This is a genomic window from Variovorax sp. J31P179 (genome assembly GCF_030316985.1).
Classification (GTDB): domain Bacteria; phylum Pseudomonadota; class Gammaproteobacteria; order Burkholderiales; family Burkholderiaceae_C; genus Variovorax; species Variovorax ginsengisoli_B.
Genome location: NZ_JASZYL010000008.1, coordinates 82,335 through 96,603 on the forward strand (window position 1 = coordinate 82,335; position 14,269 = coordinate 96,603).

Genomic DNA, 14,269 nt, shown 5'->3' on the forward strand with positions numbered 1-14,269 from the left:
AGCCTATTCTGCGCCAGAGCCGGAAGAATCATGGAATGCAATCCTCCCTGGCCCATTCCCCTCCGCCCGCCGCGCCGGCGCCCTTCGAATCAGCGCGCCTGCGCAATGGCGCCGTCGCGCTGCTCGACACGCTGATCGCCTGTGGCGTCGACACGCTCTTCGGCTACCCCGGCGGTGCCGCGCTGCCTCTGTACGACGCCCTGCACGGCGAGCCGCGCCTGCGCCACGTGCTGGTGCGGCACGAACAGGCGGCGGTCCATGCCGCGGAGGGCTATGCCCGCAGCACCGGCCGCGTCGGCGTGGTGCTGGTCACCTCGGGGCCCGGCGTCGGCAACACCATCACTGGCCTGCTCGATGCCATGAGCGATTCGGTGCCGGTGTTGTGCATCAGCGGCCAGGTCGCCAGTTCGGTGATCGGCACCCAGGCCTTCCAGGAGAGCGATGCGCTCGGCATGTCGCGGCCGGTCACCAAGTGGAACCACCAGCCGCGCTGCGCGGACGACATTCCGTCGGTGATCCGCCGGGCACTGGAGATCGCGGCCTCGGGCCGGCCGGGGCCGGTGCTGGTCGATGTGCCGAAGGACGTGCAGTCGGCCTTGCTGCAGCGGCCCGCGCCAACGCAGCCGGCCGCGCCCGCGCGCAAGGCGCGTGCGGCGGTCCTGCCGCCGCCCGATGCCCTGCAGCGCGCGGCCGACCTGATCTCCACCGCGCGCAGGCCGGTGCTGTACGGCGGCGGCGGGCTCGTCAACTCGGGCCCGCAGGCCTGCGCCGCCTTCACGCGCCTGGTGCACCGCCTCGACGCGCCCTGCACGCTGACGCTGATGGGCCTGGGCGCCTTCCCGGGTTCCGATCCCCGCTTCCTCGGCATGCTGGGCATGCATGGCGCGCTGGAGGCCAACCTCGCGATGCACGAGGCCGACCTCGTGGTCTGCGTGGGCGCGCGCTTCGACGACCGCGTGACCGGCAAGCTCGACGAGTTCTGTCCCCTGGCGCGGAAGATCCACATCGACATCGATCCGGGCAGCATCGACAAGGTGGTCAAGGTCGACGTGCCCCTGCCGGGCGACTGCGGCGCGGTGCTCGATGCCTTGCTGGCCCAGCCGGCACTCGACGGCCCGGCACCCGGGCGGCTCGCGCCCTGGTGGCAGCGCATCGCGCGCTGGCGGGCCGAGCGCTGCTTCGACTTCGCGCCGCGCGCCGACGCCATCCTGCCGCAGCAGCTGATGGCGTCGCTGCAGGGCCGGCTGGCCGGCCGCGACGCGATCGTCTCCACCGATGTCGGCCAGCACCAGATGTGGGCCGCGCAGTACCTGCGCTTCGATCGGCCCGGCCGCTGGCTCACCTCGGGCGGCGCCGGCACCATGGGCTACGGCCTGCCGGCGGCCATCGGCGCGCAGATCGCGCATCCGGAGGCGCTGGTCGTGTGCGTGAGCGGCGATGCCTCGGTGCTCATGAACATCCAGGAGCTGTCGACCGCCGTGCAGCATCGCACGCCGGTCAAGCTGGTGCTGTCGAACAACGGCTACATGGGCATGGTGCGGCAGTGGCAGGAACTCAACCACGGCAACCGGCTGAGCCACAGCTGGAACGAGGCGCTGCCCGACTTCGTGGCGCTGGCGAAGGCCTTCGGCTGGGGCGCGCGGCGCGTCACGGCGCCCGCCGAGCTGGACGCGGCGCTGGCCGACTGCCTCGCGAGCGACGGCCCGTTCTTTCTCGACGTTCAGGTGGCGGCCGAGGAGAACTGCTTTCCGATGATGCCGGCCGGCTGCGGGCACCATCGGGTGATGCTCGCGAAGGACCGCTGGTACGAGGACCCGGTCAGGGCAGCCAGTCCCTGAACAGGCGCTTGAACAACCGCCGCCTTGCCTGATACGGCCGGGGTTGCGCATGGCCGGCCGACGCCGGGGCCGGCGCGGGAATCGCAGCGTTGGCCGCGAGTTGCGCCAGCGATTCGAAGAGCAGCCTTCTAGGCTCCAGGCGGATGCCGCCGAGGCGCAGGAAGTCGATGGCGACGCGGGCGGCCTGGAGGGAGTCGCCGCCGAGGTCGAAGAAGTTGTCGGAGCGTGAGATCTCGAACGGCGCCAGGCCCAGCACGCCGCCCCACACGCCCGCAAGGGCGATTTCGGCGGGGGTGGCGGGCTCGTCGCCGCGCCGGGCGGCCGAACGATCCTCCGCCTTCGGCGCCGGGAGCGCCTGCCGGTCGATCTTGCCGTTGGGCAGCAAGGGGAGCGCCGCCAGCGCCACGTAGTGCTGCGGCAGCATGTAGCCGGGCAGCCAGGGCCTCAGGTGCTCCTTGAGCGCGCGCGCGTCGAGCGCCCCCTCGCGCAGGACCACGTAGGCCACCAGGCGGATGTCGCCCGGCCGGTCTTCGCGCGCCGTCACGAGGCACTGCGCGATCGAAGGATGGGCCAGCAGGCGGGCCTCGATCTCGCCCGGCTCGATGCGATGGCCGCGCACCTTGACCTGGAAGTCGAGCCGGCCCTGGTGCTCGATCAGGCCGTCGTGCCGCCATCGCCCGCGGTCGCCGGTGCGGTACAGGCGGGCTTGCGGGTCCGGATCGAAGGGATCGGCGATGAAACGCTCGGCGCTGAGTTCGGGCCGGTTCCAATAGCCCAGGGTGACGCCGTCGCCGCCGATGAAGATCTCGCCGGAAACGCCGGGCGGACATGGCCTGTGCTGCGCATCGAGCACGTGGACGCGGGTGTTGGCGATCGGCCGGCCGATCGATATGGCCTGCGCGTCCGGCTGCACCTTCCAGCAGGTGGACCACACCGTGGTCTCGGTGGGGCCATACATGTTCCAGAGCTCGCCGCTTCGCTGCAGGAGTTCGCGGGCCAGGCTCGGGTTCAGGCTCTCGCCGCCGACCAGGGCCTTGAAGGTCGGCGAGCCGCGCCAACCGGCATCGATCAGCATGCGCCAGCTCGCCGGGGTGGCCTGCATCACCGAAGCCCGTGAGCGCTCGATCAACTGTCCGAGTGCGATCCCGTCGGTGGCCTGCTCGCGGGTCGCCAGCACGACAGTGGCGCCGATCGAAAGCGGCAGCAGCAGCTCCAGCACCGCGATGTCGAAGCTCAGCGTGGTGACGGCCAGCACGGCGTCCTGCGCCGTGAGCCCGGGTTCGCGCTGCATCGACAGCAGGAAGTTGACCACCGCCCGATGCGGCACCACCACCCCCTTGGGCTTGCCGGTGGAGCCGGAGGTGTAGATCATGTACGCCGCGTCCCCGGCGCCGGCGTCGCGCTCGGCGTCGGGCGGCAGGGGCGTGTCGGGCTGCGCCATCAGCGCTGCTTCTTCGGCGTCCGGCACCAGCGTCGGCAGTCCGTGCTCGCGCCACCATTCGGCCATGTCCGGCGGGCTCATGAGCAGGCTCAGCCCGGCGTCCAGGGCCATGTCGAGCAGGCGCAGGCGAGGATAGGCCGGGTCCAGCGGCACGTAGGCGGCGCCCGCGGACAGGATCGCGAGCTGCGCAACCACCATGGACGGGCCACGCTCCAGGCACAGGCCGACGCGGCAGCCGCGCTGCACGCCCCTGTGGCGGAGCGCGTGCGCCAGGCGGTGCACGCGCGACCACAGTTCCGGGTAGCCCAGCGCATCGCCCGGAATCTGGAGGATCGCCGTGCCGGCCGACGCGTGTTGCCCCGCGAGCAGGCCGTGCACCGTCATCGCGCGGGGGTAGGCGCTGGCGGTCTGGTTCCACGTCGCCAGCCTGGCCAGCTCCAGCGGGTCGGCGGCCGCCAGCTCGTGCAGCGGCCGTTCCGGATCCTGCATGAGCCGGTCCAGCAGATGGAGGTAGCTGTCCAGCAGGGCCTTCGCTGTCGCCGGCGCGAAGAGCTCGGTGGAGTAGGACAAGGCCAGCGAACGCTCGTCCTCGGTCTCGATGGTGAGGGCTAGGTCGAACTGGGTCGCCCCCAGGCTCAGCGGCATGAAGCTCGCGTCCAGGCCTTCGAGCCGGGGAATCTGCCGCGGCGTGTTCAGCACGTTGAACATCGCGCGCACCTCGGGCACCCGGGCGCCGTTGTTGTTGCGCCGCAGGCTGTCGATCACGTGGTCGAAGGGCGCATGCTGGTGGGTGAAGGCCGACAGGCAGGTCTCGCGCACCTGGCAGGCCAGCTCCCGGAAGTTCATCGCGGGCTGCACGTCGCTGCGCAGCATCAGGGTGTTGACCAGCGAGCCCACCAGCGCCTCGGCCTCGACCCGCGTGCGACCCGCGATCGGCGTTCCCACCACGATGTCCTGCTGCGCGCACTGGCGCGCGAGCAGCACCTGGAACGCCGCCAGCAAGGTCATGAAAGGCGTCAGGCCCAGGCGACCGCCGAAGCGATGGACTTCGTGCATCCAGTCATCGGGAATCAACCGTCGAACCTGCTCCCCGCGGCTGGTGCGCCGGCGGGTCACGGCGGAGTCGGCCACCAGGTGCAAGGGAGGCATGCCCGCGAGCTGCTGCAGCCAGTAGCGGGTGTCGCCGGCCAGCGCCTCGGCGTCGGCATGGCCGCGTTGCCAGCTGGCGTAGTCGACGAAGTCGATCGATTGGCGCTGCGCGGGCGCGGGCGCTCCGGCGCAGGCGGCGTTGTAAATCGCCTCGAGGTCGCGCAACAGCACGCCCCATGACCAGTCGTCGCCGATCATGTGGTGCAGCACCAGGACCAGCGCATGGTCCTGGGCGCCGAGTTCGACCAGGATGAAGCGGTGCAGCGGTCCGTGCGCGAGGTCGAAAGGCTCGGCGGCCAGGCGCGCAGCCTGCCGCTCCAGTTCGGTGTCCCGTTCCGGACCGGGGATGGCGCGCAGGTCCAGCCCGACCAGGTTCGCCGGCTGCACCGGTCCGATGGTGGCCATCGGTTCGGCGTCCCCCATCGCGAAGGTGGTGCGAAACGCCTCGTGGCGGGCGACGAGCCCGTCGAGCGCCTGACGCAGCGGCGCCGCCTGGAGGGGCCCGCGCAGGCGAAGCGCCTTGCGGACGTGGTACGCGGCACCGTGCGGGTCCATGTCGTGGAACATCCACATGTTGCGCTGCGAGAACGACACCGGCAGCGGCCGGTCGCGCGAGACCGGCACGATCGGGGGATGCCCCGCCGGGGCGCCACCGGACAGCGCCGGTCGATGCGCATCGATCGCCCGGGCCAGGGTCTCGATGGTCGGGTGTTCCAGCACGCTGCGCACCGGCAGTTCGACCTTCAGCGTCGCGCCGATGCGCGAAGCGATCTGCGTCGCCGACAGCGAGTGGCCGCCGAGCTCGAAGAAATTGCTGCGAATGCCGAACCCGGATCGTCCGAGCACCGCCTGCCAGATGTCCATCAGGATGGATTCGGAGGTTGATCGGGGGGGCAGCCGGTCGATCTGCTCGGCGTCGACTCGAACGGCCTGGTCGTGCAGGTCGCGGCGCCTGACCTTGCCGCCCGGGCCGAGCGGAATCGTCTCGAGCACGCGGATTCGCGCCGGGATCTTGAAGTCGGCCACCTGCCCGAACAGCGCGGCCCGCAGCGCCTGTCCCTCGACGGTGTGGCCGGCCGCGGGAACCACGATGGCGTGCACGTCCTCGCCGAGTGTCGGGTGCGGCGCGGGGTAGGCCGCCGCCTGGGCGACACCGGGCAGGCGCAGCAGGGCCTGCTCGACGTCGAAGGGCGAGATCTTCTCGCCGCCGCGATTGATCATCTCCTTGCTGCGTCCGGTGAGGAACAGGTCGCCGTCGGCGTCGAAGCGGCCCAGGTCGCCGGTGTGGAACCAGCCGTCGCGAAAGGCTTCCGCATTGGCCTCGGGGTTGTCCTCGTAGCCCTCGAACAGGGCCGGACCGCGCGCCACCACGGCGCCGACCTGCCCGACGGGCAGGCTGTGGCCGTGTCCGTCGACCACGCGCAGCTCGGCGCCGACCGGGCGCCCCACGGAGCCCGGCTTGCGCGGCGCCGGCGGCAGAGGATTGCTCGCCAGCTGGGTGGCCGATTCGGTCATGCCATAGGACTCGATGACCGGCACCCCCCAGAGCTCCTCGACGCGCTGCAGCAACGCCACCGGCATCGGCGAGGAGGCCGAGCGGATCAGGCGCAATGCATGTGCGGGCACGGCCATGCCTTCGCGGGAGGCCTGGTCCGCGATGGCATGGTGGACGGTGGGCGCGGCGGTGTACCAGGTGGGTTCGAACTCGGCCATCCAGTGCATGAAGGCCGTGGCGTCGAAGGCCGGCGCGCAGACCACGGACGATCCGGCCGCCAGCGGCGCGAGCAGGCCGCCGACCAGGCCATGGCTGTGATGGATCGGCATCACGCACAGTGCGCGATCCGCCGGCGCGAGGGCGAGATGCCGCGCGATGCTGCGGGCCGAGCACACGACCTGGCGCTGCCCGAGCGGCACCCGCTTGGCCTTGCCGGTGGTGCCCGAGGTGAACAGCACGAAGGCGGTCTGCGACGGCTCGGGCCAGGGGGCGTTGACGTCCGCCGCGCCTTCCGATGCGCGCGCGAGCCAGTGCGGAAGGTCGAAGTCCAGGGGGGCCAGGTTCAGGGTCCGTGCGAGTCGAGCCGGCACTGCATCGCCGGGCAACCCGACCACAGCGTCGGCGCGCGCATCGGCGAGCAGGGCCAGCAATTCGGGCTCGGGCAGCCCCGGGTGGAGCGGGATGCAGGTGGCTTGGGCGCCGATCGCCAGGGTGGCCACGGCCGACTCGATCCCGCTCGGCATGACCACGGCGATGCGCGAGGCCGGCGAGAACCCGTGGCCCGCCAGCCAGGACCGCAGGCTGCGGACGATCTCGAACAGTTCGGCATGGCCGATCGGCCGCCGCCCGGGGGAGAGCAGGGCCGGGGCCAAAGGCTGCGCGAGCGCATGGAGCGCCAACTGGGCGTGGAGGGTCGCGATGCTGTGCTCGATCAAGGCAGATTCACCGGACAGGCCGACGCCACCCAGGGGAACAAAGCGGCGATGCAGAACCATCGCGCGCCCTCGATGCGTTCCGGTGGTTGGCGTTTCCTGGATGTTGACAGCATCAAGACACTCTGCCGCGCCCGGCCTGAACTGTCACTGACATTTGATGGTTCGGCGCGACACTCAGGACACTATTGCGTGATTTTCTTCACGGCCCTTCAGGCCTCTCGATGCATGGCGCGCAAAAGAAAACGGCGCTATCGATTAGATAGCGCCGTTCTTTACCAGTGATGGGTTTGCTGGTGGGCCCTGAGTGACTCGAACACTCGACCTACGGATTAAGAGTCCGCTGCTCTACCAACTGAGCTAAGAGCCCCTGAAAAGCATTACTGCTACTCAGGCAATCCCACGATTATAGCCATAACTTTGGCCGCTTCTTCAGGTCCGCTCAAAAATGCAGGCAATCCCCTGGCCGCCGCCGATGCACATCGTCACCAGCGCGTACCTGCCCCGGATGCGCTCGAGCTCGTACAGCGCCTTCACCGTGATCAGCGCGCCCGTGGCGCCGACCGGATGGCCGAGCGAGATGCCCGAGCCGTTGGGGTTCACCTTGGCCGGGTCCAGGCCCAGGTCCTGGGTCACGGCGCAGGCCTGCGCCGCGAAGGCCTCGTTCGCCTCGACCACGTCCATGTCCGAGGCCTTGAGGCCGGCTTTTTCGAGCGCCTTGCGCGAGGCCGGCACCGGACCGATGCCCATGTAGGCCGGGTCGACGCCGGCGAAGGCGTAGGCCACGATACGCGCCATCGGCTTCAGGCCGCGCCGCGCGGCCTCTTCTTTTTCCATCAGCACCACCGCGGCCGCGGCGTCGTTGACACCCGAGGCGTTGCCCGCGGTCACCGTGCCGTTTTCCTTCAGGAAGGCCGGCTTGAGCTTGGCCATGTCTTCGATCTTGGCGTCGTTGCGCACGTGCTCGTCGGTGTCGAAGAGGGTGGTGCCCTTGCGGCTTTCCAGCGCGACCGGGACGATCTGCGACTTGAAGTAGCCGGCCTCGATCGCCTTCTGCGCCCGCTGGTGGCTGGCGAGCGCGGTCTGGTCCTGGGTCTCGCGGCTGATGCCCCACTTCTTGGCGATGTTCTCGGCCGTGATGCCCATGTGGATGGTCTGGAACGGGTCGTGCAGCGCGCCGAGCATCATGTCGACCATCTTGCTGTCGCCCATGCGGGCACCCCAGCGCGCCGTGAGGGACGCGAAGGGCGCCCGGCTCATGCTCTCGGCGCCGCCGCCGACCGCGACCTTGGCATCGCCGAGCTGGATGCTCTGCGCCGCGCTGACGATCGCCTGCAGGCCCGAGCCGCACAGCCGGTTGACTGTCAGCGCGGGGGTTTCCTGGGCGCAGCCGCCTTCGATCGCAGCGACCCGGGCCATGTACATGTCGCGAGGCTCGGTGTTGATGACGTGGCCGAAAACCACGTTCTCGACGTCCTTGCCGTCGACCTTGGCGCGGGCCAGCGCCTCCTTCGTGACCAGGGCGGCGAGCTTGGTGGGCGGAACGTCCTTGAGGCTTCCGCCGAAGGTTCCGATGGCGGTGCGAACGCCGCTGACGACAACCACTTCCTTCATGAATATCTCCTTGCAAACGAAGCGCCGATGATGCCAGCCCAGCCGCCGCCGGGGTGACGCCGGCGTTACGATGCGTTCCCCAACCAGGAGCGTTGCGATGACCGATTCCAGCTTTCCCCGACATGTGGTGGTCACGGGCGCCGCCGGCGCGCTGGGGCGCGCGGTGGTGCAGCAGTTTCTCGGGCAGGGCGCGCGCGTGGCCCTGGTCGACCATCGGCTGGAGCACCTGGCCAGCACCTTTCCCGGGCTGGACAACTCGCAGCACCTGCTGCTCGAAGCGGACGTGACCTCGACCGAGGCCATGACCGGGGCAGGGCAGCGCATCGTGGCCTCCTTCGGCGGGCAGGTCGACGCCCTGGTCCACATCGCCGGCGGCTTCGAGATGGGCGAGCCGGTGCATGCGCTCGGCCGCGCGGCCTGGGACCGCATGATGAACCTCAACGCCTGGTCATTCGTGGCGGTGACGCAGGCGCTGGTGCCCGCGATGATCGAGCGCAAGGCCGGCCGGGTGGTCGCCGTGAGCGCCAAGACCGCCGCCCGCGGCGCTGCCGCCATGGCCGCCTACATCGCCTCCAAGAGCGCGCTGCAGCGCCTGGTCGAGGCCGCCGCGGCGGAACTCGCGCCGCACGGCATCGCCGTCAACAGCATCGCGCCCAGCGTGCTCGACACGCCTGCCAATCGGCAGGCGATGCCGGACGCCGACCCGGGCAAGTGGGTGTCGACCGCGGTGGCGGCGCAGACCGTGGCCTTCCTGGCCTCGCCGGCCGCCGCGGCGCTGCACGGCCAGCACCTGGCGCTGGACGCCTGAGCGGCCCGGCGCCAGGGCGCGCCCTGGGCGGGTTGCACCAAGGGGCAATCGCCGCTTCACCTTGGGACAAGTGCGTTTTGTCCCCGACTTGCGCATGCTGTGGGCACGCTGCGGCGCGGCGGGTTGCCCGCACGCGCCAGCGCACCCCTCACAACCAGGAGTCGACATGGCATCGAAGAAGCCCGCCGCCAGCCCGTCCGGAGCGAAGCCGCCCAATATCCTCGTGATCTGGGGCGACGACATCGGCATCGCCAACCTCAGCTGCTACACGCACGGCCTGATGGGCTACCAGACGCCCAACATCGACCGCATCGCCAGGGAAGGGATGAAGTTCACCGACTCCTACGGCGAGCAGTCCTGCACCGCCGGCCGCTCGTCCTTCATCACCGGCCAGAGCGTCTACCGCACCGGGCTCTCGAAGGTTGGCATCCCGGCCGCACCGATCGGCATGAGCGACAAGATCGTCACCATCGCGGCGCTGCTCAAGACCCGGGGCTATGCCACCGGCCAGTTCGGCAAGAACCACCTGGGCGACCGCAACGAGATGCTGCCGACCAACCACGGCTTCGACGAATTCTTCGGCAACCTCTACCACCTGAACGCCGAGGAAGAGCCGGAGATGTACGACTACTACCCGGAGAAGGACTTCCCCAATTTCAGGAAGAAGAACGGCCCGCGCGGCGTGATCCACTCCTATGCCACCGACAAGGACGACGCGACCGAGGAGCCGCGCTGGGGCCGCGTCGGCAAGCAGAAGATCGAGGACACCGGCCCGCTGACCAAGAAGCGCATGGAGACCTGCGATGACGATTTCGCCGAGGCGGCGAAGGGATTCATCGGCAAGCAGCACGAGGCGGGCAAGCCCTTCTTCGTCTGGCTCAACTTCACGCACATGCACATGTTCACGCACACCAAGCCCGAGAGCCTGGGGCAGGCCGGGCGCTGGCAGTCGCCCTACCACGACACGATGATCGACCACGACAAGAACGTCGGCCAGCTGCTGGACTACCTCGACGAGCTCGGCATCGCCGAAGACACCTTCGTCATGTATTCGACCGACAACGGCCCGCACATGAACAGCTGGCCCGACGGCGCGATGACGCCTTTCCGCAGCGAGAAGAACACCAACTGGGAAGGCGCCTTCCGCATCCCGATGGTGGTGCGCTGGCCCGGCCATGTGCCCGCCGGCAGCGTCTCCAACGGCATCGTCCAGCACCACGACTGGCTGCCGACCTTCCTCGAGATGGCGGGCGAGCCCGACATCGTCGAGAAGTGCAAGAAGGGGGTGCAGGCGATCGGCCGAACGTACAAGAACCACATCGACGGCTTCAGCCTGCTCGGCCACATCACGGGCAAGGAGAAGGAGAGCCCGCGCAAGCTCTTCGTCTACATCAGCGACGACGGCGACATCCTCGGCCTGCGCTACGACAACTGGAAGGTGGTCTTCATGGAGCAGCGGCTGCCCGGCACCATGGCGGTGTGGGCCGAACCCTTCGTCCGGCTGCGCCTGCCGAAGATTTTCAACCTGCGGACCGATCCCTTCGAGCGGGCGGACACGACGTCGAACAGCTACTACGAGTGGTTCCTGTATCACGCCTACATCCTTTATGGCGCCTACGCGATCGCCGACCAGTTCGCCGCCACCTTCAAGGACTTCCCGCCGGTGCAGAAGCCCAATACCTTCACCATCGACGACGCGCTGTCGAAGATGGCCGAAGCCTCCGCGGGCGGCGCCAACTGAGCGCCGGCCGGCGCTTCCGGGACAGCGTCATGAGCCGCCCGGCCCGCCCGCGTGGGTGGACCGGCCGCAGGGCCGGCCCGGGCCTGCCGCGTGGCCGCGCCGAGTGCTTCCCGCTGCAGGCGCTGGCCCTGGCGCCGGCCGTCCCGGGGCCCGACCCCGAGGCCCGGCTCAGCGACGACTACGTGCGCCTGGTGGCGCGCGACGCCTACTTCTGGGCCTGGCCGATCGTCAACGTCTACAACCGGCGCATCGCCCTCGGCCGCCTGCCGCATCCGATGCTGCTGGGCGGGGTGCTGCCGGCCGGACCGGCCAACAGCCTCACGATGCTGACCGACTACGTCGATCCCGCCGGGCGGGCGGTGGCCTGCCCGAACCATGACCTGGTGTGCGGCAGCGGCATCGTCGCCCTGGACCAGTCGCCGGTGGTGCTGCAGGTGCCGGACTTCGGCGATCGCTTCTGGGTTGTCCAGGTGCTGGATTCGCGCACCGACAGCATTGCCGAACTGGGCCTCATGTACGGCTCGCCGCCGGGCTTCTATCTGCTGGTGGGACCGAACTGGGTCGGCACGGTGCCGCCGGGCATCCGCCGGGTGTTCGTCTCGCAGACCCGTACCGGGGTGGTGATTCCGCGCGTGTTCCGCGACGACAGCGTCCCGGACCTGAAGACGGTGCAGCGGCTGATCAGCCAGCTCGGCCTGTACCCGGTGGCGCAGTTCGATGGCCGCATGAAGACGACCGACTGGCGCCAGGTGCCGGTGGTGCCGGCCGCGGCCGGCGGCGGGGACGCGGAAACCCGCTGGGTGGCGCCCGAGACCTTCCTGGCCGACCTGCCCGCCGCGCTGGCCGATGCCAGGCCGCTGCCGGGCGAGTCGGCGCGCTATGCACAGGTGCTCGCGGTGGTGGCTGCCGCCGCCAGGGACGCCCGCCTCAGGCAGGTCTTCGAGCAGGCGGTGGCGGCGGCCGACCGCGAGCTGGTCGAGCCCCTGTTCGAGTTCCGCAGCCATGGCCGCCGGCTGCCGCACCACTGGTCGACGATCGCCAACGGCGCTTGCTTCGGCACCGACTATTTCACCCGCACGGCGGTCGCTAAATCGAACATCTTCGTCAACAAGCCCAACGAGGCGCAGTGCTTCCACCAGGACTTCGACCGCGACGGCGCGCGCCTGTGCGGCAGCGGACGCTACACGGTGACCTTCGCGCAGGGGGCTGTGCCGCCGGTGAAGGGTTTCTGGTCGATGAGCCTCTACAACGGCCGCCATCTTTTCGAGGTCAACGCGCTGGGACGCTATGCGGTGGGCAGCAAGAGCAGGATGCGGTTCGCCGCCGACGGCTCGTTGACCATCCACGTCCAGCCGCAGTCGCCCGGTGCCGAGCACGAGAGCAACTGGCTGCCGGCACCGGCTGGCGAGGCGAGCGAGTTCTCGCTCTCGATCCGCGCCTATTGGCCGGAGTCCGCGGTGCTCGACGGCCGCTGGACGCCGCCGGCCGTGGTCCGCTGCGCATGAAGGAATCCATGATGATGAAGTCCAGATCCTCGGTCACGCGCGCGGCGCGCCGCCTCCTGCTGCTGGCCTGGCTGATGGCCGCGGCCACTGTGGCGCAGGCGCAGGGTCTGCCTTCCTGGAACGACGGTGCCGCCAAGCAGGCGATCCAGCGTTTCGTGGCCGATGTCACGACCCCGGGCTCGGCGAGCTTCGTGCCGTCGGCCGAGCGCATCGCGGTCTTCGACAACGACGGCACGCTGTGGCTGGAGCAGCCGATCTACGTGCAGTTCGCCTTCGCGCTCGACCGGGTCAAGGCGCTGGCGCCGAAGCATCCCGAATGGAAGACCACGCCGCCTTTCGACGCGATCCTCGGGGGCGACATGAAGGCCTTCGCGGCCTCGGGCGAGAAGGGCCTGATGCAGGTGCTGGCCGCCACCCATGCGGGGATGACGACCGAGGAGTTCTCGCGCACCGTTGCCGACTGGCTCGCGAAGGCCCGCCATCCGCGCTTCAAGCAACCCTACGAGGCACTGGTCTACCAGCCGATGCTGGAGCTGCTCGCCTACCTGCGCGAGAACGGCTTCAAGACTTTCATCGTCTCGGGCGGCGGCGTCGAGTTCATGCGCGTCTTCGCCGAGAAGGTCTACGGCATCCCGCCCGAGCAGGTGGTCGGATCGACCGGGCAGCTGGCCTTCAAGACCGGCGCCGACGGCAAGCCGGTGCTGCTCAAGCTTGCGAAGATCGACCTGGTCGACGACCATGCGGGCAAGCCGGTCGGCATCCAGCGCTTCATCGGCCGGCGCCCGATCTTCGCCTTCGGAAATTCCGACGGCGACCAGCAGATGCTCGAATGGACCGCCGCCGGCGCCGGGCCCCGCTTCATGGGCCTGGTGCATCACACCGACGCCGAGCGCGAGTACGCCTACGACCGGACGTCCGGCGTCGGCAAGCTCGACAAGGCCCTGGACGAAGCCGGCACGCGGGGCTGGACCGTGGTCGACATGAAGCGCGACTGGAACAAGGTGTTTGCGTCGGACAAGTAGCCAAGGAGGTGCGGGCATGGCAGATGACAAGGCGTGGGTCGACCCGGGGGCGGACTTCGATCGGGTCTCGGTCGAACTGTCCTCGCGCCGGACCGGGATGTCGTTCCAGCGCACGCGCATGAGCGCGGAGCGGACCCTGATGTCGGTGATCCGGACATCGTTGTCGCTGATCGGCTTCGGCTTCACGATCTTCCAGGTGTTCCAGAAGCTGCACGACATGCAGGTGGTCAAGAGCAGCATGGCGGCGCGCCGCTTCGGCGAGGCGCTGGTCCTGATCGGGATCGCGATGCTGGTCTCCGGCATCGTCTACCACTGCACCTTCATGGCCGGGCTGCGCGCCGAACGCAAGATGCTGAAGAGCCAGGGGCTGATCCATGCCGAGAGCCAATTCCCGCCGTCGCTGACGCTGGCGGTGGCGCTGCTGCTATTGCTGCTCGGCTTCCTCGCCATCTCGAGCATGGTGTTCGACATCGGTCCCTTCGGGTCCTGAGGGGGTCCCGATGCGCCGAACGAAGACCGGGTCGACTATGGCGTCGAGCTGCTGCTGGCCGACGGATCGACCTTCCCCGCCCGGGGCGCGTCGCCGACGCGGCCTTCAGCCAGGAGACCGGCACCTTCGGCCAGGCGAGCCGCTCGCTGTCCGACCTGTGGGGTCGGCTGGGCGCGGATCTGGAGCTATGGGGCCGACGTCAGCCTGCCCATCTTCACCGCCGGCGCCATCGCC

General features: G+C 69.7%; 8 protein-coding genes and 1 tRNA gene. 6 read left to right on the plus strand and 3 right to left on the minus strand.

What is annotated here, in order from left to right:
- The first annotated feature begins 35 nt into the window (after positions 1 to 35).
- Positions 36 to 1,838, plus strand: coding sequence for a biosynthetic-type acetolactate synthase large subunit (gene ilvB / locus QTI17_RS21350; protein ID WP_286535461.1), 1,803 nt, complete (start codon positions 36 to 38; stop codon positions 1,836 to 1,838).
- On the opposite strand, the gene QTI17_RS21355 is transcribed toward ilvB, so the two are convergent.
- From QTI17_RS21355 to bktB, 3 genes are all read right to left on the minus strand, one after another.
- Positions 1,819 to 6,918: a non-ribosomal peptide synthetase gene (locus QTI17_RS21355; RefSeq protein ID WP_286535463.1), complete on the minus strand. Its 5,100-nt coding sequence runs from the start codon at positions 6,916 to 6,918 to the stop codon at positions 1,819 to 1,821. The genes ilvB and QTI17_RS21355 overlap by 20 nt on opposite strands.
- Positions 6,919 to 7,149: 231 nt before the next feature.
- A tRNA-Lys gene (locus QTI17_RS21360) sits at positions 7,150 to 7,225 on the minus strand.
- A gap of 62 nt (positions 7,226 to 7,287) precedes the next feature.
- Positions 7,288 to 8,469, minus strand: a complete 1,182-nt coding sequence (bktB, locus tag QTI17_RS21365) for a beta-ketothiolase BktB (RefSeq protein ID WP_286535464.1) — start codon at positions 8,467 to 8,469, stop codon at positions 7,288 to 7,290.
- A gap of 97 nt (positions 8,470 to 8,566) precedes the next feature.
- Here bktB and QTI17_RS21370 point away from each other — a divergent pair, with 97 nt between their 5' ends.
- The 5 genes from QTI17_RS21370 to QTI17_RS21390 all read left to right on the plus strand — a co-directional run bounded on the left by QTI17_RS21370 (position 8,567) and on the right by QTI17_RS21390 (position 14,035).
- Positions 8,567 to 9,277, plus strand: a complete 711-nt coding sequence (locus QTI17_RS21370; RefSeq protein WP_286535465.1) for an SDR family NAD(P)-dependent oxidoreductase — start codon at positions 8,567 to 8,569, stop codon at positions 9,275 to 9,277.
- Between the two features lie 166 nt (positions 9,278 to 9,443).
- On the plus strand, positions 9,444 to 11,018 hold the full coding sequence (locus QTI17_RS21375; protein ID WP_286535466.1) for an arylsulfatase: 1,575 nt from the start codon (positions 9,444 to 9,446) through the stop codon (positions 11,016 to 11,018).
- Between the two features lie 29 nt (positions 11,019 to 11,047).
- Complete coding sequence (locus QTI17_RS21380) at positions 11,048 to 12,523, plus strand: DUF1254 domain-containing protein (RefSeq protein ID WP_286535467.1); 1,476 nt, start codon at positions 11,048 to 11,050, stop codon at positions 12,521 to 12,523.
- Positions 12,524 to 12,537: 14 nt separating this feature from the next.
- Positions 12,538 to 13,545, plus strand: a complete 1,008-nt coding sequence (locus QTI17_RS21385) for an HAD family hydrolase (RefSeq protein ID WP_503011088.1) — start codon at positions 12,538 to 12,540, stop codon at positions 13,543 to 13,545.
- 16 nt (positions 13,546 to 13,561) lie between these two features.
- Positions 13,562 to 14,035, plus strand: a complete 474-nt coding sequence (locus QTI17_RS21390) for a YidH family protein (RefSeq protein ID WP_286535468.1) — start codon at positions 13,562 to 13,564, stop codon at positions 14,033 to 14,035.
- Positions 14,036 to 14,269 lie beyond the last annotated feature (234 nt).

Coding starts and splice junctions, on each gene's coding strand:
- ilvB (WP_286535461.1), top strand. CDS start 36: ATGCAATCCTCCCTGGCCCATTCCCCTCCGCCCGCCGCGCCGGCGCCC.
- QTI17_RS21355 (WP_286535463.1), bottom strand. CDS start 6,918: ATGGTTCTGCATCGCCGCTTTGTTCCCCTGGGTGGCGTCGGCCTGTCC.
- bktB (WP_286535464.1), bottom strand. CDS start 8,469: ATGAAGGAAGTGGTTGTCGTCAGCGGCGTTCGCACCGCCATCGGAACC.
- QTI17_RS21370 (WP_286535465.1), top strand. CDS start 8,567: ATGACCGATTCCAGCTTTCCCCGACATGTGGTGGTCACGGGCGCCGCC.
- QTI17_RS21375 (WP_286535466.1), top strand. CDS start 9,444: ATGGCATCGAAGAAGCCCGCCGCCAGCCCGTCCGGAGCGAAGCCGCCC.
- QTI17_RS21380 (WP_286535467.1), top strand. CDS start 11,048: ATGAGCCGCCCGGCCCGCCCGCGTGGGTGGACCGGCCGCAGGGCCGGC.
- QTI17_RS21385 (WP_503011088.1), top strand. CDS start 12,538: ATGAAGTCCAGATCCTCGGTCACGCGCGCGGCGCGCCGCCTCCTGCTG.
- QTI17_RS21390 (WP_286535468.1), top strand. CDS start 13,562: ATGGCAGATGACAAGGCGTGGGTCGACCCGGGGGCGGACTTCGATCGG.